23 protein-coding genes are annotated in these 26,059 nt (G+C 45.3%); 13 read left to right on the plus strand and 10 right to left on the minus strand.

The genetic code is table 11. The features are described from left to right. The first annotated feature begins 18 nt into the window (after positions 1–18). Entirely contained in the window at positions 19–495 is a 477-nt protein-coding gene (locus tag LRP49_RS01085; protein WP_274139584.1) for a DUF4442 domain-containing protein, read from the plus strand. Positions 496–636: 141 nt separating this feature from the next. After that, positions 637–1,836 (plus strand): Na+/H+ antiporter NhaA, encoded by a 1,200-nt coding sequence (gene nhaA / locus LRP49_RS01090; protein ID WP_274139585.1) that lies wholly within the window; start codon positions 637–639, stop codon positions 1,834–1,836. Positions 1,837–2,389: 553 nt separating this feature from the next. Here the strand turns inward: nhaA and LRP49_RS01095 are convergent. Continuing rightward, positions 2,390–2,962, minus strand: coding sequence for a histidine phosphatase family protein (locus LRP49_RS01095; RefSeq protein ID WP_274139586.1), 573 nt, complete (start codon positions 2,960–2,962; stop codon positions 2,390–2,392). Between the two features lie 25 nt (positions 2,963–2,987). Beyond that, on the minus strand, positions 2,988–4,679 hold the full coding sequence (locus LRP49_RS01100) for a Na/Pi cotransporter family protein (RefSeq protein ID WP_274139588.1): 1,692 nt from the start codon (positions 4,677–4,679) through the stop codon (positions 2,988–2,990). Positions 4,680–4,893: 214 nt separating this feature from the next. Between LRP49_RS01100 and LRP49_RS01105 the strand changes: the two genes are divergently transcribed. From LRP49_RS01105 to LRP49_RS01130, 6 genes are all read left to right on the plus strand, one after another. Then, complete coding sequence (locus LRP49_RS01105) at positions 4,894–5,691, plus strand: DeoR/GlpR family DNA-binding transcription regulator (protein WP_274139589.1); 798 nt, start codon at positions 4,894–4,896, stop codon at positions 5,689–5,691. Next, the gene (locus tag LRP49_RS01110) at positions 5,688–6,704 is read left to right on the plus strand and encodes an ABC transporter ATP-binding protein (RefSeq protein WP_274139590.1); all 1,017 of its coding nucleotides are present in this window, start codon (positions 5,688–5,690) and stop codon (positions 6,702–6,704) included. The genes LRP49_RS01105 and LRP49_RS01110 overlap by 4 nt, the downstream gene beginning before the upstream one ends. A gap of 99 nt (positions 6,705–6,803) precedes the next feature. After that, positions 6,804–8,069, plus strand: a complete 1,266-nt coding sequence (locus LRP49_RS01115; RefSeq protein ID WP_274139591.1) for an ABC transporter substrate-binding protein — start codon at positions 6,804–6,806, stop codon at positions 8,067–8,069. Positions 8,070–8,123: 54 nt separating this feature from the next. Next, entirely contained in the window at positions 8,124–9,017 is an 894-nt protein-coding gene (locus tag LRP49_RS01120) for a carbohydrate ABC transporter permease (RefSeq protein WP_274139592.1), read from the plus strand. Further along, positions 9,014–9,823 (plus strand): carbohydrate ABC transporter permease, encoded by an 810-nt coding sequence (locus LRP49_RS01125; protein ID WP_274139593.1) that lies wholly within the window; start codon positions 9,014–9,016, stop codon positions 9,821–9,823. The genes LRP49_RS01120 and LRP49_RS01125 overlap by 4 nt, the downstream gene beginning before the upstream one ends. A 10-nt stretch (positions 9,824–9,833) precedes the next feature. Next, on the plus strand, positions 9,834–10,631 hold the full coding sequence (locus LRP49_RS01130) for a phosphodiesterase (protein WP_274139594.1): 798 nt from the start codon (positions 9,834–9,836) through the stop codon (positions 10,629–10,631). A gap of 33 nt (positions 10,632–10,664) precedes the next feature. On the opposite strand, the gene LRP49_RS01135 is transcribed toward LRP49_RS01130, so the two are convergent. From LRP49_RS01135 to LRP49_RS01145, 3 genes are all read right to left on the minus strand, one after another. Continuing rightward, complete coding sequence (locus LRP49_RS01135) at positions 10,665–13,988, minus strand: response regulator (RefSeq protein ID WP_274139595.1); 3,324 nt, start codon at positions 13,986–13,988, stop codon at positions 10,665–10,667. Between the two features lie 3 nt (positions 13,989–13,991). After that, positions 13,992–15,200, minus strand: a complete 1,209-nt coding sequence (locus LRP49_RS01140; RefSeq protein WP_274139596.1) for an EAL and HDOD domain-containing protein — start codon at positions 15,198–15,200, stop codon at positions 13,992–13,994. Positions 15,201–15,336: 136 nt separating this feature from the next. Continuing rightward, positions 15,337–16,224: a PhzF family phenazine biosynthesis protein gene (locus LRP49_RS01145; protein ID WP_274139597.1), complete on the minus strand. Its 888-nt coding sequence runs from the start codon at positions 16,222–16,224 to the stop codon at positions 15,337–15,339. Between the two features lie 276 nt (positions 16,225–16,500). Here LRP49_RS01145 and LRP49_RS01150 point away from each other — a divergent pair, with 276 nt between their 5' ends. Beyond that, positions 16,501–16,674 (plus strand): restriction endonuclease subunit S domain-containing protein, encoded by a 174-nt coding sequence (locus LRP49_RS01150; protein ID WP_337992937.1) that lies wholly within the window; start codon positions 16,501–16,503, stop codon positions 16,672–16,674. A gap of 53 nt (positions 16,675–16,727) precedes the next feature. On the opposite strand, the gene LRP49_RS01155 is transcribed toward LRP49_RS01150, so the two are convergent. From LRP49_RS01155 to phhA, 3 genes are all read right to left on the minus strand, one after another. Beyond that, complete coding sequence (locus LRP49_RS01155) at positions 16,728–19,490, minus strand: M16 family metallopeptidase (protein ID WP_274139599.1); 2,763 nt, start codon at positions 19,488–19,490, stop codon at positions 16,728–16,730. Between the two features lie 147 nt (positions 19,491–19,637). After that, positions 19,638–19,979, minus strand: coding sequence for a 4a-hydroxytetrahydrobiopterin dehydratase (locus tag LRP49_RS01160; protein WP_274139600.1), 342 nt, complete (start codon positions 19,977–19,979; stop codon positions 19,638–19,640). Positions 19,980–19,990: 11 nt separating this feature from the next. Then, positions 19,991–20,782: a phenylalanine 4-monooxygenase gene (gene phhA / locus LRP49_RS01165; RefSeq protein WP_274139601.1), complete on the minus strand. Its 792-nt coding sequence runs from the start codon at positions 20,780–20,782 to the stop codon at positions 19,991–19,993. A gap of 300 nt (positions 20,783–21,082) precedes the next feature. Here phhA and LRP49_RS01170 point away from each other — a divergent pair, with 300 nt between their 5' ends. The 3 genes from LRP49_RS01170 (at position 21,083) to LRP49_RS01180 (ending at position 24,131) form a co-directional block, all read left to right on the plus strand. After that, the gene (locus LRP49_RS01170; RefSeq protein ID WP_274139602.1) at positions 21,083–21,907 is read left to right on the plus strand and encodes an EAL domain-containing protein; all 825 of its coding nucleotides are present in this window, start codon (positions 21,083–21,085) and stop codon (positions 21,905–21,907) included. A 193-nt stretch (positions 21,908–22,100) separates the two neighbouring features. Further along, the gene (gene ylqF / locus LRP49_RS01175; RefSeq protein ID WP_274139603.1) at positions 22,101–23,045 is read left to right on the plus strand and encodes a ribosome biogenesis GTPase YlqF; all 945 of its coding nucleotides are present in this window, start codon (positions 22,101–22,103) and stop codon (positions 23,043–23,045) included. 147 nt (positions 23,046–23,192) lie between these two features. Further along, complete coding sequence (locus tag LRP49_RS01180) at positions 23,193–24,131, plus strand: Dyp-type peroxidase (RefSeq protein ID WP_274139605.1); 939 nt, start codon at positions 23,193–23,195, stop codon at positions 24,129–24,131. Here LRP49_RS01180 and LRP49_RS01185 read toward each other — a convergent pair. Continuing rightward, positions 24,128–24,559, minus strand: coding sequence for a hypothetical protein (locus LRP49_RS01185; RefSeq protein WP_274139607.1), 432 nt, complete (start codon positions 24,557–24,559; stop codon positions 24,128–24,130). The two genes, LRP49_RS01180 and LRP49_RS01185, sit on opposite strands and share 4 nt — an antisense overlap. Positions 24,560–24,777: 218 nt before the next feature. After that, on the minus strand, positions 24,778–25,143 hold the full coding sequence (locus tag LRP49_RS01190) for a RidA family protein (RefSeq protein WP_274139609.1): 366 nt from the start codon (positions 25,141–25,143) through the stop codon (positions 24,778–24,780). Between the two features lie 303 nt (positions 25,144–25,446). Between LRP49_RS01190 and LRP49_RS01195 the strand changes: the two genes are divergently transcribed. Beyond that, positions 25,447–26,028: a YceI family protein gene (locus tag LRP49_RS01195; protein ID WP_274139610.1), complete on the plus strand. Its 582-nt coding sequence runs from the start codon at positions 25,447–25,449 to the stop codon at positions 26,026–26,028. Positions 26,029–26,059: the final 31 nt, after the last annotated feature.

The following is a 26,059-nucleotide window of genomic DNA, read 5'->3' on the forward strand; positions in this document are numbered from 1 at the left end:
TCATATCAAGGATGAAAGATGAAACAGACTCTTGCTCACGCCAACCGCATGCTAAAACTGTTCGGATTTTTTAAGGTACCGTTAATTTGGTACTGCCGCCCTAAAATCCTTGTTTTAGACGAAGAGCAAGTGCAGGTACGCATTCCGCTTAAAAGAAAAACTAAAAATCACCTTAACAGCATGTACTTTGGCACCTTGGCAATAGGGGCCGATGTGGCGGGCGGTTTTATGGCCATGAGTAAAGCCGAGGCTAGAGGGCGAAAAATCTCACTGGCTTTTAAATCGGTAAAAGGTGATTTTCTGAAACGCCCCGAAGCCGATGTGCTTTTTACCTGCACCGATGGCAAGCTCATCGACCAAATGTTGGATGAAACGCTTTCTACTGGTGAGCGTGTCAATCAAGCGGTGCGCATCGTTGCCACTTGCCCTTCTATTAATCTTGACCAACCCATGGCAGTCTTCGATTTGACACTCTCGGTGAAAGTAGTTTCATAGATATAGTCGCATTTTGTACTGTATAAGTGACTTGCCTAGGTTCGATCACACAATTTTCACCTTTAATCAAGACAACTTTTTGCCCTTTTCTTCTTTTGCTTATTAGACTTAGGTATAAGTTTGCGATGGGTGGAGAGTGTTTTGATCAAGAAATTGGGCGACTTTTTTAAACTCGACACCGCGCCGGGGATCATTCTCATTGCAACGGCATTTGCCGCACTGATAATCGCCAACTCTCCTCTCGCCCCCGCTTACCTTACTTTGCTTGATATGCCCATTCACATAAAGATTGGCGCACTGGATATCGAGAAGAATCTCTTACTGTGGATTAATGATGGCCTGATGGCCATTTTCTTTTTGCTCATAGGCCTAGAAGTTAAACGTGAACTTATTCAAGGTGCATTACGAACCAAATCGCGCGCCATGTTCCCAGTCGTTGCCGCAGTTGGGGGGATGGTTGTTCCGGTATTAGTCTTTGTCATGTTTAACATAGGAAACCCAGAATCTATGCAAGGATGGGCAATTCCCGCCGCAACTGACATTGCTTTTACCCTTGGTGTGCTCGCTTTATTTGGCAAACAAACACCCGTTAGCCTGAAAGTCTTTCTTCTCGCACTGGCTGTGATCGATGACTTGGGAGCGGTTATTATTATCGCGCTTTTCTTCAGCAGCGATTTGTCCCTCGTTTCATTGGCCGTTGCCGTTCTTGCTAGCGCAACCTTGTTTTATATGAATGCGAAAGGCGTTGCGAGATTGACCGGCTACTTACTGGTAGGTGCCATTCTTTGGGTAGCGGTATTGAAGTCTGGCGTTCATGCCACTGTGGCAGGTGTTATCCTAGGTTTTGCTGTTCCACTGCGCATAAAACACCACCGTGTCCGCAGCCCGTTAAGATATCTTGAACACGGTATCCACCCATGGAGTAGCTTTGCTATTTTGCCGTTGTTTGCCTTTGCTAACAGTGGCGTTCCTCTCGATAATTTCAGCTTTGGTATGCTGTTTGAGCCTTTGCCTCTCGGTATTACACTGGGCTTACTGCTCGGAAAACCCATCGGGATTTCAGCCGCTTGTTACCTCGCGATAAAAGCGAATGTTGCCAGCCTTCCCAAAGGGCTCGACTTCAGTCATATAATGGCTGCATCAATACTCTGTGGAATCGGCTTCACGATGTCGATCTTTATTACTACGTTGGCATTCCCAGGCGCAGAGTCGCATGCCTTGGTTGATCTCTCTCGGGTTGCTATCTTCATTGGGTCAATTTTGGCATCCGTGATCGGCTATCTGGCTTTAAAACACACGTTACGGCAACGCAGTGCAGTCCCCCAAGACGTTGCCGAATGATTGTCGATTCACTTTTATTTTCTCGAGTTATCCCTCTCGCAAATTTCTCTGTTACATAGACATCACCTGACTAATATCTTGGTCAGGTGATGTGTTTTTGTCTTTTAATATTTTGGCAATTTTTAAGGCACTATTGACTTTCTGGGAAGCCGCATGAAGACAGTGTTGTAAGAAGAAATCTACCGACTTATCAACCGATTCTGTGGATAAAAAATGCGTTATCCACACCTGACAATCGCACGTATCCTCATGTTTTACATGCCATTTTAAGGTCAAGCTTTCAAATCAATTTTTTGTGAATTTTTTTTGTGTGATTTCGTGCAAGTATTTCAAATGAAATGAATTTTGAAAATACAGCCGACTTATCTGAATAAAAAACGTGACGTTTCAATCATCCAATTCCCGCACTGAACTGGACGTTTTCGAAGAGTAGCTTTCGTGTAACTCGTCAGAAATTAGCGCGCAGTGTTAAAATCAAGAGATAATGGCTGAATACTGATCCGTCATAACCTTGGCTATCCCTTCTTTACGGCTAGCGGTTATCTGCGAAGCCTCACCGCATCAAGATTTTGATTTCCCCTGTTTCATGATGGGGCAATGATCGATGACTGCCTGACTCAATGTTATGAAACGCCGAACTCAAAATCTGCAATGTGTCGCCATGAGATACCAACAAAATCACTTTGTCAGTGTAAAGACGCTCTAAATCTGCAATGGCAGCCAATGCGCGTGCTCTCACATTCATTGTGCTTTCAACGCCCCTTTCCTCTTGCGTTGAATCTAACGCATCCTTTTCCCATACCTCTGAATATGACGATGAAGACAGCCCTTCATAAGCACCAAAGTATCGCTCTCTAAGCCGTATATCAGTGATTGGAGGGGCTAACGATAAAACGTGAGCCACAATATCAGCCGTTTCTCTTGTCCTTTTAAAGTCAGAGCAATAAATCACATCTATTTGCTTATCACGAGATGCAAAGGCGGTTTCTCGGGCTTGTTCCTTACCCAAGGGAGTAAGGCCATAATTATCGCAGCCAATATTGGGGTCACTAACAACAATATCCGCCACATTCGCTTCGCTCTGTCCATGCCTCATTATCATGTAAGTGTTTTTAAGTTCAGTCATTTTTCCCTAACCTTATTGATGACATCTATGTCCGTTTTTGACTTGGATTGGCGTTAATCACATCGAGAGGTTCTGCCTTTTTAAGGCGACTACTACTAAGCTCTCCTGCCTGATCGAGTATCGGATAGGCAATAGAGGTAAAATGTGAATTGATACGTATTAAATCTCTCAGTAAATCTAAATACAAAGAGCTTCCTGATACAAAGGGGCCGTCATTGTCTCTAAGCCCTTTTTGATGCGCCAATGTCGCTTCTCGCTCTATGTTCTTTACTATGCTTTTTTGTTCAATGAGGGCACGAGCATTGGTAACATCGCCCGTCAGGAGCACACTAAATGCCAACTCCATATTCCGATAAATACACTGTTTTAACTCTTCAATCACCGCTTTTTCGTAATCAGGAAGATGCACGTTCTGTTGAATGATTTTTTTGATAACCTCGGTCATGCTGCACTCGAGGATGTCTCCCGCATGTTCAAGATTGGTTGTATAAGACGAAATTCTAAAGCACCGTCGACGGTACTTTTTGGGAATGTCATGCCGACTTAGTTCGGTTAAGTACCAATTTATTTTCTCATGGTATTCATCAACCAAATCGTCTGATCGTTTAATGTTCTGCAGTTCTGCTCCATTTCGGGTGTGGAGTGCATCAAACGCGCCATCTAGCATGGTTTTGAGCAAGTCCCCCATTCTCAGTACTTCACGAACGGAATTTGTTAGAGCAACAGAAGGCTTTCTAAAGGCTTTACGATCAAGATACCTAGGGCTGTTATCACTCGCTTCAGTGGCTATCTCTGGTACCCATTTTTCAAGTAATCGCGCGCAAGGCCCAACAAAGGGAAGAAAACTGAACGCGAGTAATAAATTAAACATCATGTGAAAGTTAACAAGGACAACGGCAGGATCGTTCCCGTGAAATAAGGACATGGACGAAATGATATTGAGCATCGGCAAGGTCACGATCACCCCTATCGTTCGAAACGCAAGGTTGCCCAACGGTACCCGATAAATCGATGGAGAAGAATGTAGCGTGTTGAATACTGCGGGTAATGCTGCGCCGAGATTTGACCCCAAAATCAGCGGCATTCCCCCCTCAATCGAGATCACCCCCGAGCTTGCCATCGCGACGACGAGAAGAACGGTAGCTAGGCTAGAGTGAACCAGAAATGCGATTCCCATCCCCACGATGATCGCTAATAAAGGCTCATCATTCAGAGCCGTCATGACAGATTGGATGGCAAACGAATCACGCATGGGCAATGAGGTAGAAACAATGATATTAAGTGCCAGCAACATCAAGCCTAACCCAATGCCAATCGAACCTAAGTGACGGTTCTTTTCTTTCTTTCCTGAGGACATCACGATAATGCCCGTGATGAAAAATAAAGGCTGTAACCAACTTAAATCAAACGTCAGAACTTTCGCAACGAGTGTTGTACCGACATCAGCCCCCAACAAAATAGCAAGTCCACTCGCCGTCGCTAAGCCCTGATTTGCCAACGAACTGGCTAACAATGCTGTCGCTGTGCTGCTCTGAAGCAAGCACGTCACACCCAAGCCGACGCCAAACGCTCGCCAACGGCTAAACACCGCTCGGCCTAGACTTCGCCTGATTTTTCCGCCAAACGCCTTAAGCACTGACTCTTTGACCAAAGCCAGGCTAAACAACAATAACGCAACGCCTCCTAACAGATTGAAAAGTATTGCAGTTCCACTCATTCGCCCTCCATTTAACCACGCAATTTATGTTCACCTTCAATGGTTCCATATCAGTCAAACACCGATCCAACTTGAGCATTTGCCTATTAATAACTTAGTCAAAAGTGAGCTTTTGATCAATAAACGAACATTTTTATGCTCATTCGCTCATTTATTGTTGCGCAATTGTTAATCCTGTTCTTAGCTTGATCGAAACAAGGAGAAACGAGCAGCCATGACCCTTGAATCAAAACTGTCATCGAAAGCCGAAATTCGTCGAAAAAAGATCATCGAATTGACACAGGCAAGAGGCAACGTATCTGTAGAGCTACTTACAGAGTTGTTAGACGTATCTCCTCAGACAGTTAGAAGAGATCTCAAGCAACTCTGCAATGACAACCTTTTACGCCGACGTCACGGGGGCGTTGAATGTTTCGAACAACAGCTTAATGCGCCTTACGATTTGCGTGCAGCAACCAACCCAACAGAGAAAAAAGCGATAGCTGATGCTGTCGCTGACGTTATTCCAGATGGTGCAACAGTGTTTATTTCCATTGGATCTACACCTGCAATTGTGGCTGAAGCGTTGACTCAAAAGTCTGGGTTAACGGTCATGACGAACAACTTGAATGCAGCCATGGTGCTGAGCAATGAACCCAGCAATCGCATCATTATTCCGGGGGGGGAAGTGCGCATGCCCGACAGAGATATTTTGGGAGACGGCGTATTGGATTTCTTTAACAGTTACCGCGCTGAATTTGGCATTTTTGGTGTAGCAGGCGTATCGGAAGACGGCGGTCTACTCGATTTTCATGCCTCTGAAGTGCGAGTAAGGGAAGCCATTCGCACACACTGCAAAACATCCATTTTAGTCATGGACAGTACAAAATTAACACGGACTGCACCCGCCATTGGCGGCAATCTTTTTGACGTCGATTTGATCATCATGGATCAACATCCCGGTGATGACTTTTCCGCGATTAGTGACCGTGTCGGCGATCGTTTGAAGTTAGTAGGAGGCGACGCTTCATGAACTCAGAACCTTTTGTCTCATTCGACAACATCGCAAAACGTTGGAATGGGCAGCTTGGTGTAGAAAACATTTCGATTGATATTCCTGAAGGCGCGTTCGTTGCACTGCTTGGGCCTTCTGGCTGTGGCAAATCAACCACACTGCGTCTTCTTGCTGGTTTGGAAATACCCGATAACGGCCAAATTCGCATTGAAGGCTCTGATGTCACTGAAATGGCCCCATCGGCTCGGAATTTGTCGATGGTATTTCAATCTTATGCATTGTTTCCCCATCTTTCCGTTGCTGAAAATGTCATGTTTGGCATGAAAGTACGTAAAGTTCCGAAAGAAGAAAGACATCAAAAATTGGCCAATGCACTCAATATTACTGGCCTGAGCGGCTATGAAGAGAGAAAGCCAGGAGAGTTATCAGGCGGTCAACGTCAACGTGTTGCGCTTGCCCGCGCTATCGTCGCCGGTCAGCCCCTATGCCTGATGGACGAACCCCTTTCTAACTTAGATGCCAAGCTTCGACATTCGGTTAGAAAAGACATCAAGAAGTTGCAGAAAGAACTCGGCATGACCGTGGTTTATGTTACGCATGATCAAACCGAAGCCATGAGTATGGCCGACATTATTGTCTTGATGAAAGATGGCCACATCATGCAAACCGGTTCTCCTCAACAACTCTACAACGAACCTCAGAATACTTTTGCCGCTGAATTCATTGGCGCACCGCCCATGGCACTGATCGAAGGTGGTGTCATTGACGGAACCGAACACACGTCAAAGGTTGGCATTCGTACTGAGAATATTCACGTTGTAGAAGCTGGTCTCGGACGACTTAGCTGCATCGTATCTGAAAGCGAATACCTCGGTGAAGAAACCCATGTGTTATTAGACCACCCCAACGCCAAAGGCTTAGTGGTGAAATTAGATGGGTATAACTCCTTAAAAGAAGGGAGCGCAGTAGACATAACCTTTGAGGACAATGCATTGCATTTCTTTGATGGTGATGGAAACAGAATGAATTAACACGGAGAGGGGCCGTTTCTCGCCACCATCATGCTACATCGCATGAAGCCGCGATAACCGAAACCTCAAATAACGTTCAACGTAACCAATGGTGAAATTATGAAGTTCTCAACGGTATTGAGTTGTGCCTTTGCCAGTGCGTTCACACTTTCTTCACAAGCAATGGCAGCAACCACTGAACTCAATATGTACTACCCGATTGCAGTCGGTGGCGCGCTAACAAAAGTCGTCGATGGAATGGTCGATGATTTTGAAGCGCAGAACCCTGATATCAAAGTGAATGCGATTTATTCAGGCAACTATGACGACACACGCGTCCGTGCACTGTCGGCCCTTAACTCCGGGGAGCCTGCACAGTTAGCCGTTATGTTCTCTATCGATGTTTATGATTTGATTGAGCAAGACCTCATTTCTCCTTTTGATGACCAACTCAAAGGGGAAGCAGACCAAGCTTGGCTCAATGATTTCTACCCTGCACTGATGGAAAACGGTCAGGCAGAAGGCAAAACATGGGGTATTCCTTTTCAGCGTTCCACCATCGTCGCTTACTACAACAAAGACATGTTTCGCGCTGCTGGTTTAGACCCGGAAAAACCACCAAAAACATGGGATGAATTGGTAGAGGTCAGTAAAAAGCTCACCAACGATGATACTTACGGCATCATGATCCCTTCTACGGGATACCCTTATTGGATGTTTCAGGCTTTAGCTATTCAAAACGGTAAAAAGCTGATGTCCGATGATGGCCTGACAACCTATTTCAATGACAAGGACGTGGTAGATACGCTCAAGTTCTGGAAGTCATTGTCTGAAGAGCACGGTGTAATGCCAAAAGGTACGGTTGAATGGGGCACGCTTCGTCAAGCTTTCCTCGAAGGCAATACAGCGATGATGTGGCACTCAACAGGCAATCTAACCGCTGTTAAAAACGCAGCAAAATTCGATTTCGGCGTTGCTATGTTACCCGGTAATGTTCGTCTTGGCTCACCAACAGGTGGTGGTAACTTCTACATATTCAAAGATACGTCTGATGAAGAAAAAGCGGCGTCAATGAAGCTCATTAAGTTCATGACCTCCCCTGAGCAGGCCGCTAAATGGTCTAAAGCAACCGGGTATATGGGTGTGTCTAAAAGTGCTTATGAGACAGAAGTATTGAAAGAATATACCGCGTCATTTCCACCAGCCCTTGTCGCTCGTAACCAACTCCAACATGCAGTCGCAGAGTTTTCAACGTATGAAACTGCTCGCGTCCGTGAGGGGTTAAACAACGCGATACAATTTGCGTTAACCGACCAAAAAACGCCAGAAGTCGCTTTGGAAGAGGCACAAACCTCTGCGAAACGTCTTCTTCGTGACTATCAGTAAGCCACCCGCTCCCTGCTGATGCAGCAGGGAGCGCATTAGTTGTAGAGCTCTACTATGAATCATTACGCCGAATTGCAACGTCGTCGACAGCATCTCTACGGTTGGTTTTTATTAACGCCTGCCGCCATTTTGCTCTCGCTCTTTGCATTCTATCCCTCCTTGGCAACGCTATGGGAGAGTCTGTTCTCCAAAGGTACTCGACGTCGGCCTTCTGAATTTACCGGTCTTGAGAACTATGCCGACTTATTCAATGACCCGACCTTCTGGATAGTGGTTAAAAACAACCTTTTCTATGCAGCAATGACTATTCCACTCTCCATTATTATTGCGCTGACAATGGCCCTTTGGGCGAATGGCAAAATTTCAGGAAAAGGGTTTGTCCGGACCGCCTATTTTACGCCAACCGTGTTACCGATGATCGCAGCAGCAAACCTATGGCTGTTTTTTTACACCCCAGACCTTGGCGTGCTTGACCAGATTGGAGCTTTCTTTGGCTTTGAATCGGTCAATTGGCTCGGTCAGCCTGAAACGGCATTATGGGCAGTGATTATCGTGACGATTTGGAAAGAAGCAGGCTTCTTTATGATTTTCTACCTTGCCGCGCTTCAAACTATCCCCGCAGACTACAAAGAGGCCGCCGATATTGAAGGTGCTGGACGCTGGACTTATACGCGTCGAATCGTGTTGCCGTTGTTGATGCCCACCACCCTGTTTATTGTGGTTAACGCCATGATTAACTCGGTAAAACTCATTGACCACCTATTTATTCTGACGAAAGGTGGCCCTTCAGACGCGTCCAAACTCATCCTTTACTACATCTGGGAAATGGCATTCGCATTCTTCGATGCACCACATGCCGCCGCGATGACTGTATTGGTGTTGATTGTTTTAGGAATTGCAGCCGCTGTTCAATTTCTGTATCTCGATAAAAGGACGCATTACCAATGAAAGCTATCGAAAAGCATCTCGACACATTTGGCGCACTGCTTCTCGCGGTCATTTGGATCTCGCCTTTGCTATTCGCGTTTTGGGCTGCGTTTCATACAACATCAGATGCGGTCAACTTCAATCTACTGTCTGGATGGACTCTCGACAATTTCCGTGTTGCATGGGAAGGCGCACCGTGGATTAAGTATTTCATTAATACATTCTGCCTCGTAACCGTGGTTTTAATTGGTCAATTTATCATCACCACGTTGGCGGGCTTTGCGTTTGCCCAGGTATCTTTTCCAGGAAAAGACTTTGTATTTATTCTGGTATTGCTGCAGTTGTTCATTTTACCGGAAGTGCTGATCGTCGAGAACTATGCCGTCACATCAAAACTTGGCTTGTTCGACACCATTCTTGGGGTTGGCATGCCTTACATGGCAAGCGCATTCGGCATATTCCTGATGCGTCAGTCTTTTAAGTCAGTACCTTATGAACTACATGAAGCCGCAAGTGTTGAGGGGTGTTCGCTCTTTGGTATATTGATGCGTGTCTATGTACCCTTAGCGAAGCCCACCTATCTCGCTTACGCCTTGGTGTCTGTTTCAACGCACTGGAATAACTTCCTCTGGCCGTTGATTGTGACTAACTCTGACGATACCCGCCCCCTCACCGTTGGCTTGTCAATTTTTGGAGCACCAGAAAACGGGGTAGATATCTCGGTAATTTCAGCAGCCACAATGATGTCGATCGCGCCTCTGCTTATCGCATTCCTCATTTTCCAACGACAGTTTGTGCAAGCATTCCTGCGAGCAGGCATAAAGTAAGGAACGTTGCATGACGAGAATTATTCAGTTAACCGATACGCATATCGTTCCCCCGCCAAAGAAGGTATCAGAGGTGCTTGATACCTATTCTCTGTTTGAACAGGCTATCGAGAAAATAAAACAGGATTTACCTAAACTCGGCCAGATTGATGGCATTGTTGTAACAGGCGACATTTCAGATCATGGCGATGTCGCCAGTTATGAAGGTTTCAAGCAGGTTATTGAACGATTGGCGATCCCTTATCACGTAATTCCTGGAAACCACGACCTTCGGTCATCTATGCATCAGTGTTTTGGTGAAATGATTGATGTAAACCAATCTGAAGAAATCAATTGGGTTGCACATTTTCACGATATTGATCTTGTTGGTTTGGATACCGTCATACCGGGCAGCGGTGGCGGCAGACTGTCACCAAGTACCTTGCAGTTCCTCGCTTCATCACTCGATAAATCTTCCGATAGACCCGCTCTGATAGCGATGCACCATCCCCCTTTTGAATCGGGTATTCAGTTTATGGATGCTATCGGGCTAGAAGGTGTGAATGAATTGCACGAAATACTCACAAATACACAAAGAGACGTAAGAATCATATGTGGGCATCTGCATAACAGTATTGTGTGCAGTGTTGGAGGCAAAACCGTGATGTCTTCACCTGCCACGGCAAGTTCGTTTGTGACCGATCACAGACAAGATGCCCCCGTTGGATTTACACAAAATACAGGGGGCTATATGTTGCACGAATGGAATAATGGCTTTCGAAGTACGTACCTATCGCTCGCGGAATCCGGTCAACTTTTTCCTTTTTAAATAACCTTGGCGATATGACTTTGAAGACGCGAGCTAAGCGGTACAGATAGTTTCTACTTCTCGGGCTACTGACTGCGCTCGCTGATTCAACTCTTCAAAAATCTCGTATAAATCTTGAACGCTATTGCTCTGATGTTTCTCGATCTTCAAACATAAAGCTGCAAGATCATCTGCGCCAACCATAGCTGCAGCACCTTTCATTCTATGCGCAAGTTTCCTTGCAGAGGCAATATCACCATTGTCTAAGGCCTTTTGGAATGCCCCCAGATCATTTTCTTGGCTGGTCACATATTTCGACAGTATATGATGAAGCAGTTCTTCACTGTCACCTACTTGATCTCTCAGCCTATCTAAATCAATACTCGCTGACGTATCTACCTTCGAATCATTTTCAGGTGTTGGGGCGTTCTCTGTCGCTAAGTCATGGTTCGACGATTTGTGCTCTGTGCTCACTGGCGCGGGACCACACGTTGTGAACTTATCCGATGGCACATACAGCGTCATCAAATTGACAAGCTGGTCTTTCGTGAAAGGCTTCGCGAGGTGCGCGTTCATTCCCGCTTTCAAACAACGCTCTGCATCACCGGACAGCGCATTCGCCGTCACTGCAATAATAGGTGTTTCTATATCAAATTCTCTAATGCGCTTTGTCGCCTCAAAGCCATCCATTTGAGGCATCTGACAATCCATCAAAATCAGATCGAACCGAGACGCTTTGTGTTTCTCAAGTGCCTCAGCCCCGTTTTCCGATAACGTCGACTTGCAACCCAAACTGTTGAGGATTAACACCATCAAATCTTGATTAACCTGATGATCTTCCGCAACGAGAACATTTAACCCATCAAAGACAGGTTCAGATTTTTCGACAGCGTCTTCAGCCTCCAGTGGCAGTGTCTTACCAAAATCTAGCGCATAGACCAATGCTTCTGGGCTGACAGGGTTGATCAAGCAAGGCATACCGTGTTCTTCAATTAAGCCATCGTGACTAATCAAAAGTGAATGGGCCACTTTCCTGACTATCGGTTGGTACTTACCTAGCACCTCATCATCGACAAACAGTGCAGAAGACTCCAATTCATCATCGGAGAGGATATCTCTTTCGGAAATACGTTTAACTCGCAGCCCAAGAGCCACAAGGTAGCGATGAAGTACGGAGTGAAGTTGGTTGTCTTCCATTGCTAGCAGTATTCGTCTGGATAACACCTCATTACTTAACGTAAAGTCATCAAACAGCGTATCCATCTTGCCTTTCACGGATATAAGCGGCACATCAACGGTAAATGTCGTTCCGACTTCTTCTTCACTCTCTACGGTAATCGAACCATTCATTAATTCAGTTAGCTTCAAACAAACGGGTAACCCTAAGCCTGTGCCCTGATAAGAACGTGAATAGGACGAGTCTACTTGCGTAAAGTTTTCGAAAATGGATGCCTGCTTCTCTTTTGGAATACCAATACCCGTATCGATGACGAGTAAACGTAAAACAGGCCCCGTTGAGCTAGGCACTTTTTGCAGCAACACCATCACCGAACCATTTTTAGTAAACTTCACGGCATTGCCGACAAGGTTCAGAATAATTTGCGTGTAGCGTACTTGATCAAGTAAGACCCATTTTGGCAAGTCAGGCTCAATCAAACAGTGCAGACGAATACTTTTCTCAACTGTTTTGCTGTGGAACACAGCCAGCGCATCATGCACGGTATCCACCAACTCAGTTTCTTGTTGGATCAATTGCATTTTGCCTGCTTCGATTTTGGTCAAATCTAGAACATCGTTAATGATATTCAACAGAGCATTAGAGGAGTGAACGAGCGTATCAACAAAGTACGTTTGTTGTTGGCTAAGTTTGGTGTCCTTTAGTAAATTCGACATCCCGACAATCCCATTCATAGGCGTCCGAATTTCGTGACTCATCATTGCTAAAAAGTTTGTTTTCGCTTCATTGGCTTTTTCCGCTTGCTCTTTTGCCCTGACCATTTCCTCTGAAATAAGGTCATTGAGCTTTTTCTGACGAACAAAGTTCACCATTGCACTCAAGCTTGAAAGAACAGGATCAATCCAAGACAACAAATCGTCTTCGTAGTAGGTAGATTCATCGAACAAACACACCACCCCTACCAGCTGATTAGAAAGAAACAGTGGCATGCTTAGAGAGTTAATAATGAGTTTACTGTTCGACTGCGTCAGGCCAGCAACCTGTAAACTTCGATTTCCCTTTTTTGTTTCAATCACATCGGTGATGACACCTTCGACGAAATTGGCCGAAACAAATCCATTCGCCACTAGTCGGGTTTGTGCCAGCGTGCGATAGTTATTTGGGCTGTCATAATCAACTTCGACAATGATGCCATGGTTACTTTCGCCAATCTTAAGCAAGATCTTCAGGACTTCCTTGAAGCTGTGTTGAAAATCTTCGCTGGTCAGAAATTTATCTTGAAGGGTTTTGACTGCCGAAAACAGTTCTGCACCTTTTGACACTTTAAGCTTATCGATGTGCTGTTCGGTAATGTCCCGAAATATCGCCACCTGTAGATGTTCATCGTTCACTAGAATCCGCGTGGAACGTACCTGAACAATCATCTTTTCTTTGTCGCGAACAAGTTCGTAATTCAAGTTCTTCGTATTGAAGCCGTATAGTGCTTGGGAAAAATATGCGCGGGAGTCTGGCACTACTTTGGCAATGATGTCAGAAAGTTGAGGTTCTGAATCTGTGAAACCCTCAAATTCAAAAATCCGCTTTGCCGCTTCATTAAGCGTGACAATGTTGTGGTCTTCTGCCAACACAATCAGGCCATCATTATAACTGTGAATGATTGTGTTGAGATAACGCTGATTTGACTCTATCTCTTTAATCGCTCGCGCATACTTCCAGATCAAAAACATGATCATCAAATCAAGCAAGAATACTTGAACGATCCCAGAGACGATTTCTGATGTGAGCGTATTTTTAATGGGGCGAGGGTCTTCATAGACAATCAACTCCCCTACTTCAACTGGCGGGTCGACGCCGTTAAAAATGATGGGGAAAGTTCGAAGGTGGAATTCGTTGTCATCTAAACCATCTTTGGGAGCAGTGATGTGCCGGAAATTGTCTTCTTTCGCAATCACTTCAATACGGTAGATAAAGCGTGATGTCGCCTCACTCTCTAAGTCATTAACGACAGTATCAAAGTCATAATTCCAAAGTTGGTCCGGAAGACGATAAGAGAGGCGATCGGCAATGGAGTTAACCTCAAACTCCAACTCCCCGTAGAGGCGGTCATGCGTTTTAAAATAGTTAAACAGACCGAACAGGCTGAGTATCAGCGTACCACTGACAACGAGAATAACTGCAAGTTTGGTGCGCATCAGAAACATGACTTAAACCTGCATACTTGATGTAATTTCGGCTGTATTTATCCTCGCAGCTTCAAACTCTTTTACTGCAACTTTGTCATTGAGATTAAGCTCATTACACCAATGAACCAAGCCGTTCCAGTTAGCGTGCTCAATGTCATGCGAAAGAAGAATTAGCTGACCATACACCCCTTCTTTAGTGGTCAAGGCTTTCTTCACATTGTTCGAAAGGTCCAACTGACTAACGATCTCATTCATTGGCTTACTCAGCATGGTGTCGAGCATCGAAAATGCGCCGACGATAAAGGCTTCATCCGCGTTGAACTCTTTATGCTCTATTTGAAGGGAGGAAAAGAATGTTGCTCGGAGTAATGCAATGCTTTGCAGCTGCACCGCATGTTGATGATTGAGGTTTGACATAATCAGCAACGATACGAGCCTTCTCAATGCTTGAACGCCGAGATAAACCACGGCTTGTCTTGGGTTGGCTATTTTGTTTGTTTTTGTTTTTGCCAAGATATTAGCACTCGCAATGACCTTATAGAGAAGCGAGACGTCTTTGGAAATAATATTGGTCAGGGTATCAATATCGTCTGGGTTTTTATTGATGATGATGCAGATATCCAGCAATGACATGACTGAAGGGGCGATGTCTTCAGAGCGAATAATGGTCGGTTTCTCAAAGAAATACCCCTGGAAAAGCGTGAAACCTGCATGCTGAGCAGCATGGAGTTCTTCCTGTTTTTCAACTTTGCGGGCGAGAAACACTTGCTGAGAATACTGGTTGATGGTTTGCTCCCAATCACTTGGGCTATCCCTCTCCATACTGATGCTGAAAATATCCACCAGCTCTAGATAATTTCGCCACGCATTGTGCAAGGCTTTGCCATCCATCATGATGCGATAACCTTGCGTACGGTAAGCACGTAACTTGCTCACCAAATCCGCAGACGGTTGGCAATCTTCAGTAACGAAAATAATCAGACTTTGACTGGGCATTGATAAAGGGATTTCATCCCGGAGAGAAGATTCGCCAAAACTGACGATATATCGACTTTGTGCTTGATTGGAGTTACTGGCAAGAAAGTTGGCACTCAGGATTCGAGAGGTGGCGGTATCCTCATCGATGGACGGAAATTTATTCTCCAACCCCTCTCGAAATAACAGTTCGCTACCCCACTGCTGTAGGTCGTTCGCAAACACCGGTTGACAGGAAAAAAACACTTCAGCCACGCACATAATACCCACATAAGAGACACTCTCTTAAATTTAGAACATGCGCGAAATTTTTCCTTCTTTTTCCGCTAAATAGATGCAATAAAAGAAAAAAGGGAAGCACCTTCGCTTCCCTTTTGTTTTGTGGATTTCTTTACGGTGTTGCTTCTTCTGCTAGCCTGTACGGTATGCGCTGCGGTTTATCACTGAGGCCACCTACAGCGACGCGCTCAATGCCGTGTTCGCTTGAGTCCACTTTCGCGGAAAGAAGCGACCGGCGATTGAGTATCTCTCCTTGTTCAAACAAGTATCGATACTTACCGCCTTGATAAACGTGCAGATAACTCGCCAACGCCCCTGCAGCACTGCCTGTCGCTGACTCTTCATTGATGCCAACTCGCGGTGCAAAATTTCGACATCTCGCAGAAATATCGGATTCCGTTGGCGTCAGCGCGAATGCATGGATAGCCATTGCCTTGTGCTGTTTGGAAAACGCATTGATCGCAGCAAAGTCTGGCTGCAACGCGTTAAGCACACTTTCATCGCAAACCGGCACAATGATGTCCGCTAAACCGGTAGAAACGACCTTAACAGGTAAACCGGTCGACAGGATGTCCTCAGCTTGAATACCAAACAAAGGTGCAACCGCTTCTGCGGTCAACTCCTCGCCGAACTGAGGAGTAGCTTGGTCCATCGTGATTCGGCCTTCACTACTAACCTCAACCGCTAACAAGCCCGCTTTTGTTTCTTGGGTATAGTTTCCTGGTTCAACACGTTTTGTGTGAAACAGCGTAGCAAATACACCGACTGTGGCATGACCACAGAAGTTAACTTCTTCTGTCGGCGTAAAAAATCTGACTTTGTAATTTGCCTTTTTTGACTTGAGAATAAATGCGGTTTCTGAGAATGCGAGATCTGCCGCAATGCGCTGCATCTGAGCAACTTTCAATCCGTCGGCGTTTAAAACAACGCCTGCCATGTTGCCGCCTTGGTTATCGGCGACGAATGCATTAACTGTGTAGACTTCAAGAATATCTGCCATATCTACCGTTCCTTGTTTTTCTTATTGTCGATTTCTCTAAGGGCTCATTTGTTACAGTGTTACAAAAACAGCCAAAACACAAGAACAAGCGTCCCGATTCTTTTCTGTATTTACGTAGTGCGCAGAAAAAGCGTTTTGTACCTGCAAAAAGCGTTGCACCGCTACATTTCAGTCGTCACGGTCTTTCAGTATTAATTCACTGACTTGGAATGGCTTGCGAGGTGTAGGCACTTTTACTTAGAATACGGCCAGAACTAAAAAATGAGTGAATTCGACATGATCGATTTAGAAAACCTGATTAAAGACGCACCTGAACGCGAACCAGACCTGCCATTGCCTACGTTGGAAGAACAAAAACGCATTGCAGCAGAACTGAAAGCGTTAGAAGAGAAAGGCGAACTAACCCCTGAAATCCTTGAAAAGTATTTTGGCGGTAAGACGTCTCACTGATTCCACGTTCTGTGGCACCAACGAATATGCATAATTAGCGCGCCAATGGCGCGTTAATTTTCGGAGAGCGAGGAAGCCGGGCGCATCACACTTTTATACCTAATGGTGCTTGAAAACAAACCGCTTGCCATTTCACTCAGCGTCTGACGATCAATTCCCCGAATCACTGTCGCGGGATAAAACAAACCTTCCGTACCGTAACCCCAAGTCTCATATCGCGCTATCGCCCCGACCAGATGTTGACTATCACCATTGAGATTCATAATGTCCCTTTCCAATTGACGAGCTGCATTATCCCGCTCAGTTTTGGTAATCGGCTTCACCAACGCTTGCCTTATCTCAGGCCACAATTTATTCAGCTCAGCCTCGCGCTCTGGTGAAATTAACGCTGTCAGCGTTGTAGTCCGAAGCCCCTCTCCATCACGAGACCAAGAGGCGAAATAGGGGTCATAGTCGAACGCATATTCTTCCCGCATGATTTGTGTGTACCGATCCTGAAGAATCCGGTTCATCATATCCTCAGCAAAAACAGCAGAGATATCTCTGGAAGGCACACGGGAGATATCGGCGAACTCAACATAGGTTCTGTCTTCAGGTGAGGTATGTCTGATTAACTCTCCTCCCTGCTCGTTAATCATTACGCTGCGAGGATTTGTTGGGGGACGCGTCACTGGAATAGCTCCCAGATACACATTGACCTGATCTGTCGCGGCATCTGCCAAATAGTCGGATATCACATAAACCTTAAATGCCCCGACATCTCGAAATAGCGTCGAATAAGCGCGTTCAGCATGATCAAACGTGACTTTCTCATAATCTTCTACTGTAAGCGGAGAATCATAGGAATGCGCGGGGTAAATCATCGCAAGTTGCTCGCGCTCAAATGCATCATAAGGTGACGTCGCCAAGCTCTGCATCCGACTCACAACACGCGCTTTTTCCCTGTCAAAAACGGCTTCACTTAATGTGATATTTTCGATGAAATAACGCAGTACATTCAGTGCCTCAGGCAAATACTCACTTTGTACCGACATGGAAATATTATGGCTTTTCCCATACACGGCAGGTTCTATTTCTATGCCATTGCCTTCGAGGTAATGACGGAAATCTAATCCGCCTATGGGTCCCACATCACTACCACGTAATACTTCATACAGTATGTCAACGGCTGCGCGCTCAGTGCGGCTTAATGACGCTAAACCACCCTTTGCTTGAAGCACAACGTGGCTCATCAAAGAAAGATCATCCATATGATGAAAAAGTGCCCTCACGTTATTCGGCATTTCCCATGTGTAGACATCATTATCAAGTGAGGTTATCGCGGGTTTCTGGGCAGGAAAGACGGTAGGTTGTGGAATATCAACGTCAGTATAATTTACGCGTATATCTTCGCCAGGCTTGGCTAAACGAGAGAAGTAGGCTGTCTTAAACGTATCAGCACCGGCAATCGATTCATTTTTTACGTAAACAAGAGACAGTGATTGCGGTAAATCGCTGAGGTAGTTCCTCAAGCGCGCATTGATACCTTCATGGTCAACCTCACCAAGGAATCGCTCAAAGTTATTTAGTCGCTGCTCTCCATCTTGAGGAAGCTCGTTATAGTAAAGTTCGTCTGATGCGCTTTCCGCGACTTCAATGGGTAAATAGTCATCCAGCAAATACCCCGATGACTCAAAATACTCAAGTAGCGAAGAGAACTCACTGTCGCTAATCCCCTCATCTCTTAACGAAGCCAGATCATCTGCGACAGCATCTAACACCAATGCCCGGTCTGCGGCGTTAAACTCGGTGATTACCTCAAAAACGCTCCAGCCAGGAACAAACGCATAGCCAGAATAAAGTCCATTGTACGCAATCCCTCGTCGATCTAATTGCTCAGATAAACGCTGCTCTATCGCGTCTAGGACAAACCAATCTGCCCACATATCGCGCTGTTGCTTCAACGTTTTAGGCGGCGAGTACTCTCCCTCATTGAAGCTCAGTATCATCGCTGAAGATTGCCCCTTAGGCGCAAAAACTGTTAGTGGATAGTGAAAACCTTCATCCAGCACTAGCGGATGATGACGCTCAGGTTCATCGTCTTCTGTTCGAAGGGTTTCAAATTGGCTGTCAATTTCACTGGCGACTGCATTCGCATCAAACCCACCGACGACAACTAGCTGCATTCTATTCGCTTGATACCAACGCTCGTAAAATGCCCGCAGAGACGAATCATTGACGGATACTAGCGTTGACTCGGTTCCGATAGGATCACGTTCTGCATATCGCGAATTTTTTAACAGGGCATCGTAAAGCTTCAGTTGCCACGACGCATCAGCCCGATTGTCAAAGCGCCATTCTCCAAAAATGACGTCAACTTCGCCTTCAACCTGGGACTTACTCAGTGTTAGTCCATCGCCAATATCGCGAAACCACGTGATCGCATCCTCGAGCTTTTGTTCATCGGGAAGGGACAGGGTATAAACCGTTCTGGTGTAATCCGTTACCGCATTAATGTCTGGCCCAAACTGAACCCCCACTGTCGCAAAATCACGAAAAACAGAGTTGTCTGGAAAATGTCGAGAACCATTGAACGCCATATGCTCAACAAAATGTGCGTATCCTCTTTCTCTCTCTTCTTCGTTGAGGCTGCCTACATTCACAATCAAACGGATTTCAATCTCAGTGCCTTCGATAGGATAAAGGTGATACTGAAATCCATTGGGCAGCGTTTTCGACACCCAATTTGAGTCTACGGCGAGAGGAGTAGAAGTCGGAAGGGATGAGCACCCGATAACGAATAGCAAAAAGATCGGGCTGATCAAACGCACTAACATAAGGGCTCCGAGCATCGACAGGAAACGTTCATCACTATTAAGACATAGGAGACGTCATAAAAATTGCAATACGATGGAAGGTGTGAGCAAGGTTACAAAATCTCGCAGAGACCTTAGCCCCTGCGGGAATTGATGGCGACAGAGGAATTATGGCAACAGAAGAGCATTTGTTTTTGCGGCACATATAAAATCGTTTTGGTGTAACCCTTTAATTTTATGCGTCCACCATGTCACGGTACAACGTCCCCACTCCAACAATATTGCTGGGTGATGACCTTCATCCTCTGCCAGTTGGGCTACGTTGTTGGAAAAGGCCCATGCCTCTTTGAAGTTCTTAAACACAAACACGCGTTGCAGTTGAGGAATACCGTCTTCTTCTTTCATCTCCCACCCGTCAAGTGTTGCCAGTAGTGCCTTGGCCTCGTCCTCTGACACCTTGGGTGCATCGGCTCTGCACGCTTCACATTGCAGTTCTGTCAACTCTGTCATCACGGCTCTCCTTACTGTGCGATCTTCATGGGATATAGCGGTTCGTGCAAACCCATCTTCATGGCCTGTCGAACACATGCCATTAGATCTATTTTGGACAACTCATATAATTGATGCATATCATCCAAATAAAAATAAATAGGTTGCAATATATCAATACGATAAGGCGTTCTCATCACCTCAATAATATCCAGTGGCTCTCTCAATACATGTTCATCACTAAATGCATAAACCGTTTCAGCAGGTGACGAAAGAATTCCACCACCATAAATTGAGAACCCATCGTCTGAACGTATCATTCCAAACTCAACGGTAAACCAATATAGCCTAGCAAGATATACGCGCTCCGCTTTAGATGCGTTCACGCCTAGTTTTCCGTATAACTGGGTAAATGCCGCAAATGCCGGATTGGTTAACATTGCGCAGTGACCGAATATTTCATGAAAATAATCGGGTTCTTGAAGATAATCGATGTCCGATCGCGTTCGCAGGAACGTCGCGACAGGAAATTGCCGATTGGCAAGCAGTGCAAAAAAGCGGTCGAAATCGATAAGTGCTGGGACGGGAGCTAAAGACCACCCTGTTGCACCCTGTAATACGCGGTTAATGTCGGGAAGTTGTGGAATCTGAGTGATGGGTAAACCCAACATATCCAAACCATCAAGGTACTCTTTGCACGCTTTACCTTCTATGCACGCTAACTGCCGCACCATTAAATGGCGCCAAACCTCTGTCTCCTCTTCAGACCAATGCACCAACCCATTTCTATCTTGTGGCTTAGATTCGTATTTAAACGGTTTCATCTTCGCCTCCTGAATAATTCTCCTAGTAAAACGATAGTAATAAGTTACTTATTCTGTCAGTTAGCGTCGGCAGTTACAGTACGGAAGAACGTAAAAATAAATTTACATGTTATTTTTACATTGCACTCAGTTGCTTATTTGAATCTGATTTTATTCAGCAAATGGTCGGCGAAATTTCGTACTAGGATAAAAAAGAAGAGGGGACGATCACATTAATTCATGACGCAAATGAAGGTTTCATTTTCCAATTCCTCTCTTTGGCGTAACATATTCGGTCAGTGAAGTTAGAGGTATAAGTACGTGGTAGACCACTTAAGAACACGCGCTGAATTTGAACAGTGTTTACAGACCAATGATAACGGTGATATTACCGCCGAATTCAATGGATTGAACCTGAGAAGTGTCTACCAACCTATTTTCCGTCGAAACGGTACCATTGTCGGTTTTGAAGCCTTAATTCGTGCTGTCGCAGTTGATGGAACACATGTCTGCCCTGCTCACCTTTTTCGATGTATCGATCAAGGGCACCAGGACTTCGCGAATCAGATCAGTATTGATAAATTGGCGCGTGTTATTCACCTCAGAAACTTCGCAAAATATGCCGGACAGCATTGGATTTTTCTTAACATGCTTCCCTCTTCTGCTGTGGCGTCCATCGAAACCTTTTCAAACCAAAACTTGATGGTGCTACGACTTGCCGAAATGGGCATTCCTCGTGAACATGTTGTTCTGGAAGTGGTAGAGCATCTGCATTCCGATTCTGTTTCATTGTCTGCCGCAACCAATGAATCCATAAAAAATGGTTTCCGCATTGCAGTCGACGATTACGGCGTAGAAGGCTCAGAAGAAGCACGTGTCAGAATGCTGCGCCCAAACATTATTAAAATCGATCGCTCACTCGTTCAAGCCTATGTCCAAGGTGAAGTCGAAGCCATACTTCGTGCTATTGCATTGGCCAAAGAGGTCGGTGCGGAGGTGCTGGTTGAAGGTATCGAAAACGAAGAAGAATATGAGGCAATGAAAGCCCTCAATGTGGGATATTTTCAAGGATTTTATCTAGGAATGCCCCAGCCACTATCTGAGTATTTTGACTCCGACCCTTTTGATTTCTCGCAATTAGCGTGAAGCTAAATAGCCCGTTTTTCCGCTGAATTATCAATTCAGCTTCCTCGACCGTACAAGAATCACCCGCTCAAGCAGCAATCTTATTGATACTTTTCCGTTAATCACATTTAAGTGATAAGATCACCGCCATTATTTCGCTCTGGGACTCCAATACCCGTCAGCGATATCTGGATTTACGAAGGCAATCATTCCCATGATTAACAATTCTATTCAGTGGTTTCCGGGCCACATGCACAAAGCACGCAAAGAGATTGAAGAAGTCGTTCCGAAAATCGACGTCATCATTGAAGTGCTAGACGCACGCATTCCTTTTAGTAGCGAAAACCCGCTTATCCGCCGCATCCGCAAAGATAAACCGGTTATCAAAGTACTAAATAAACGCGATTTGGCTGACCCAGAAATGACTGCGCTTTGGCTAGAGCACCTTGAAAAAGAACAAGGTGTTAAAGCTATGGCCATCACCACTGATCAGATCAGCGAAGTCAATAAGATCATGGATCTGTGTCGAAAGCTCGCTCCGCATCGCGAAGAGATGGGAAAAAACATTCGTACCATGATCATGGGTATCCCCAACGTGGGCAAATCAACCATCATCAATACCCTTGCTGGTCGTGTTGTCGCTAAAACCGGTAACCAGCCGGCGGTAACCCGTCAGCAACAACGTATCAATTTGCAAAATGGCGTGGTTCTTTCAGATACGCCGGGAATATTGTGGCCAAAAGTGGAAAACCCACACAGCGGTTTCCGTTTAGCGGCAACAGGCGCAGTTAAAGATACGGCAATGGAATACGACGAAGTTGCTTTCTATACCGTGGAGTATTTAGCAAAAGCGTACCCGGATTTACTGAAACAGCGTTACAACATTGAAGAACTTCCTGACACTGAAATCGAATTGATGGAAGCTATTGGGGAGAAACGCGGTTGTCTTCGCGCAGGTGGACGCATCGACCTGCACAAAGCGTCTGAAATTCTGATCAATGATCTTCGTAACGGTACGTTGGGACTGGTGACACTAGAACACCCAGACATGATTGACAAAGAGTTGGTGGAAGTCGAAGAAGCGGCCTCTCGCAAAGCGGAAGAGAAAGCCAAACACAAAGAAGAACGCCGCAAACGCTACCTGCGCAACAAACGATGAATTCTAAGCCCTGACTCTGTCAGGGCTTTTGCGTTCTAAGGACACTAAATTTGTAACGTCTCATTCCTACCGCAAATATGCGGTTCTCCCTATTCTAAAGTTACAAAGCGTCTACGAAACGCAATGATGTTGATAACAGGAAAGACTATGAAAAATTTAGCAATGCTTGCACAGTCGGGTGTCCTTACCAACCCAACAACACATGTGGAATACTTAACCTTAGTGTTAAAAGACCAATGGTTTAATATCGACGAAATCAATGACGCGCTTTCCCAACTTCCGGGCATTGAAAAGTCGATCCGTCAAAAAGACCCATCAGCAGGCCTAACAATGACATTGGGCTTTTCTGATAATGCATGGCCAATGCTCTTCCCTGATCTCAGTAAGCCTGCTGAGCTTCATGCTTTCCCAGAAATGCAAAACGGTGACCGTCATTTTCCGTCAACGCCAGGTGACATTTTCATCATGGTGAAATCAGAGCGAAAAGACCTAAACTTCCAAGTTGCTAAGTATGCGGCAAAAGCACTTTCTTCCATTGCTGAACTCATTGAGGACATTCAAGGTTACAAGTACTTGGACAACAGAGACATGATTGATTTTGTCGATGGTACGGAAAATCCCATTGATGAAGAACGCGTTGAATCCGTGCTTATCTCGGACGATGAAACCTGGGTAGGTGGCAGTTACCTGATTGTTCAGCGTTATGTAGATAAACAAGGTGCATGGGATGCATTGCCTACAGAACACCAGGAAAAAGTGGTTGGTCGTACCAAAATGGATGACATCGAATTAGATGACGACGAAAAGCCAGCGTGGGCACATAATGCGAAAAGTAAGGTAGAAATCGATGGCGAGGAAGTAAAAATGCTTCGTCAGAATCGACCTTATGGAAATGCCATGGAACACGGAACGATGTTCGTCGGCTTTGCTAACACGCCTTCAATTATCGAGACATCACTAACGCAAATGATCACGGCAGACGAAAACGGTGACTACGACAAACTGTTGGATTTTGTAGAGGCAAAAACAGGCAATAGTTACTTTGTTCCTTCCCTCTCGTTCATTGATGAAAGATTTAACGATTAGGCGATAGACAACCGCGCAAGCCGAGTTTTTTCTTTGTTGCCAGCGATCAACCTAGATATTTGCTCGGCTTGTGTTTGCAATGATTCACACGCCTCATCGGAATTTCCACTCGAAATCGTGATCCAATGTGACGCAAGGTTATCAAGACGAAGCATTTTTATGCGAAGACTGTGACGGCCAAATACGCAATGTGAAAAAACCGCCCCACACAAAAACGCCAACGGCGAAAAGAGCTGTGCATAGCCATCTGGGCATAACAACCACACAATAGTGACCGCAGAAAGCGCAAAAAACAGTACCTTCGCGGCATAGTGGTTTACGCTACTACTCTTAACTTCGACACTCCCGATACTTGAGAGGCGATAGGCATGAGACCCTACGTTCAAATGCGTATCATCTAATGTAAATCTTGCACTCTCAGTTTTCAAAGCCACTCTCCATCGCTTTTGTATTTCGGCCTTTCCTAGCCAGAGATCACTTTAAAGAAAACAAAGAAAATTTCATTAATTTGAAGGATAGTTTTTAGTCCTTTTGCGACGAGTTTCGCATAGTAATCTGGTCAATTTATCTGGGGAGTGCTAGACGCAAAAAGGCAGTGTAGAACACTGCCTTTACGATTAGTTTACACTGTCCACTCAGTAGGCAGTTACGCGAGGTATTCTTCACCAGCGGCTGCTACAAACGCCATTTCCACGAGGTACTCAGGCTTCGCGAGTTCTGCTTTGATACACGCACGGCTTGGGGCTGTGCCTTCTTCAAACCATGCATCCCACACCTCATTCAAACCTTCGAAGTGTGCAAAATCAGTCACGTAAATAGTGACGGACAGTACGCGGGTTTTGTCGCTGCCTACGCTCGCAAGCATTTCTTCTGCTTGAGAAAGAATTTGGGCTGTCTGACCCTTAATGTCGGCACTCAAATCACTTTCTGGCACTTCAACAAAGTGTGCAATACCGTTGTATACGGTGACGTCAGACCAACGTTTAGTTGGATTAATTCGATGGATTTTCATTACGTTACTACCACATTTAATTTGTCGACACAGTCTAGCAGAACGCCCTATAGCACGTCATCACCGCGAGCATATAACAACGTTCATTAGGTACTGCCGTCTGTAAGGTTGTACGTGTCATTTTGTTTTAATGTTGAAGCATTTGCACCGAGCCGGCTTCAATCGAAATTTCAGAAACCCCACATCGAAATAAACCGATGTACAAAATGCCCTTCGTCTACAAGGCTATATATACCCGAGAAACCTGAAGACGCAGGAATCAGGTGGCTGGGGTACCTCCCATTAATAAGAAGGAAATGAAAAATGAAAGGTAGTTCATCAGCCATTATCTTGGCCTTATCACTGTCCCCTTCTCTTGCTTTCGCTTCTGACGATTACACCATTGTTTCTGACGCGTCTTCCATTAGCTTTGCGACGATTAAAAAAACCTACGTTGTCGAACCCGCAACTCTCAGTGGTGTTGAAGGACAAGTTGATGCCAACGGCTCTTTTCGTATTACCGCACCAATCTCTTCAGTTTCCACGGGGATTCCTATCCGCAATCAACGCCTAAACGAACTATTCTTCGATTCAAAAAAATTTCCCACGCTGACAGTGGAAGGCCAGGTTGATATGGCTGGACTCGACAAGAACGGAACCATGCTGCAACAGTCCATCCCCGCGAAAGTCACCTTGTTTGGGAATACCAAAGACATCACCTTAGACATGAACATCATTAAGACTGACGACAGTATTTTCGCGTTCACTTATAAACCCGTGATCATCAGCGGAGCCACTTTTGGTATACCTGAACAAAACTTGAAGGATGTCTCTGCAACGGTCGGCAATATCGACATTTCCAGCACAGTGCCTGTTAGCGTGAGTTTGGTGTTTAAAGAGAACTGACGGCCAAAAATAAAGCCAGCAGTTGCTGGCT

This window comes from Enterovibrio qingdaonensis, from assembly GCF_028683135.1.
GTDB classification, from domain to species: Bacteria; Pseudomonadota; Gammaproteobacteria; order Enterobacterales; family Vibrionaceae; genus Enterovibrio; species Enterovibrio qingdaonensis.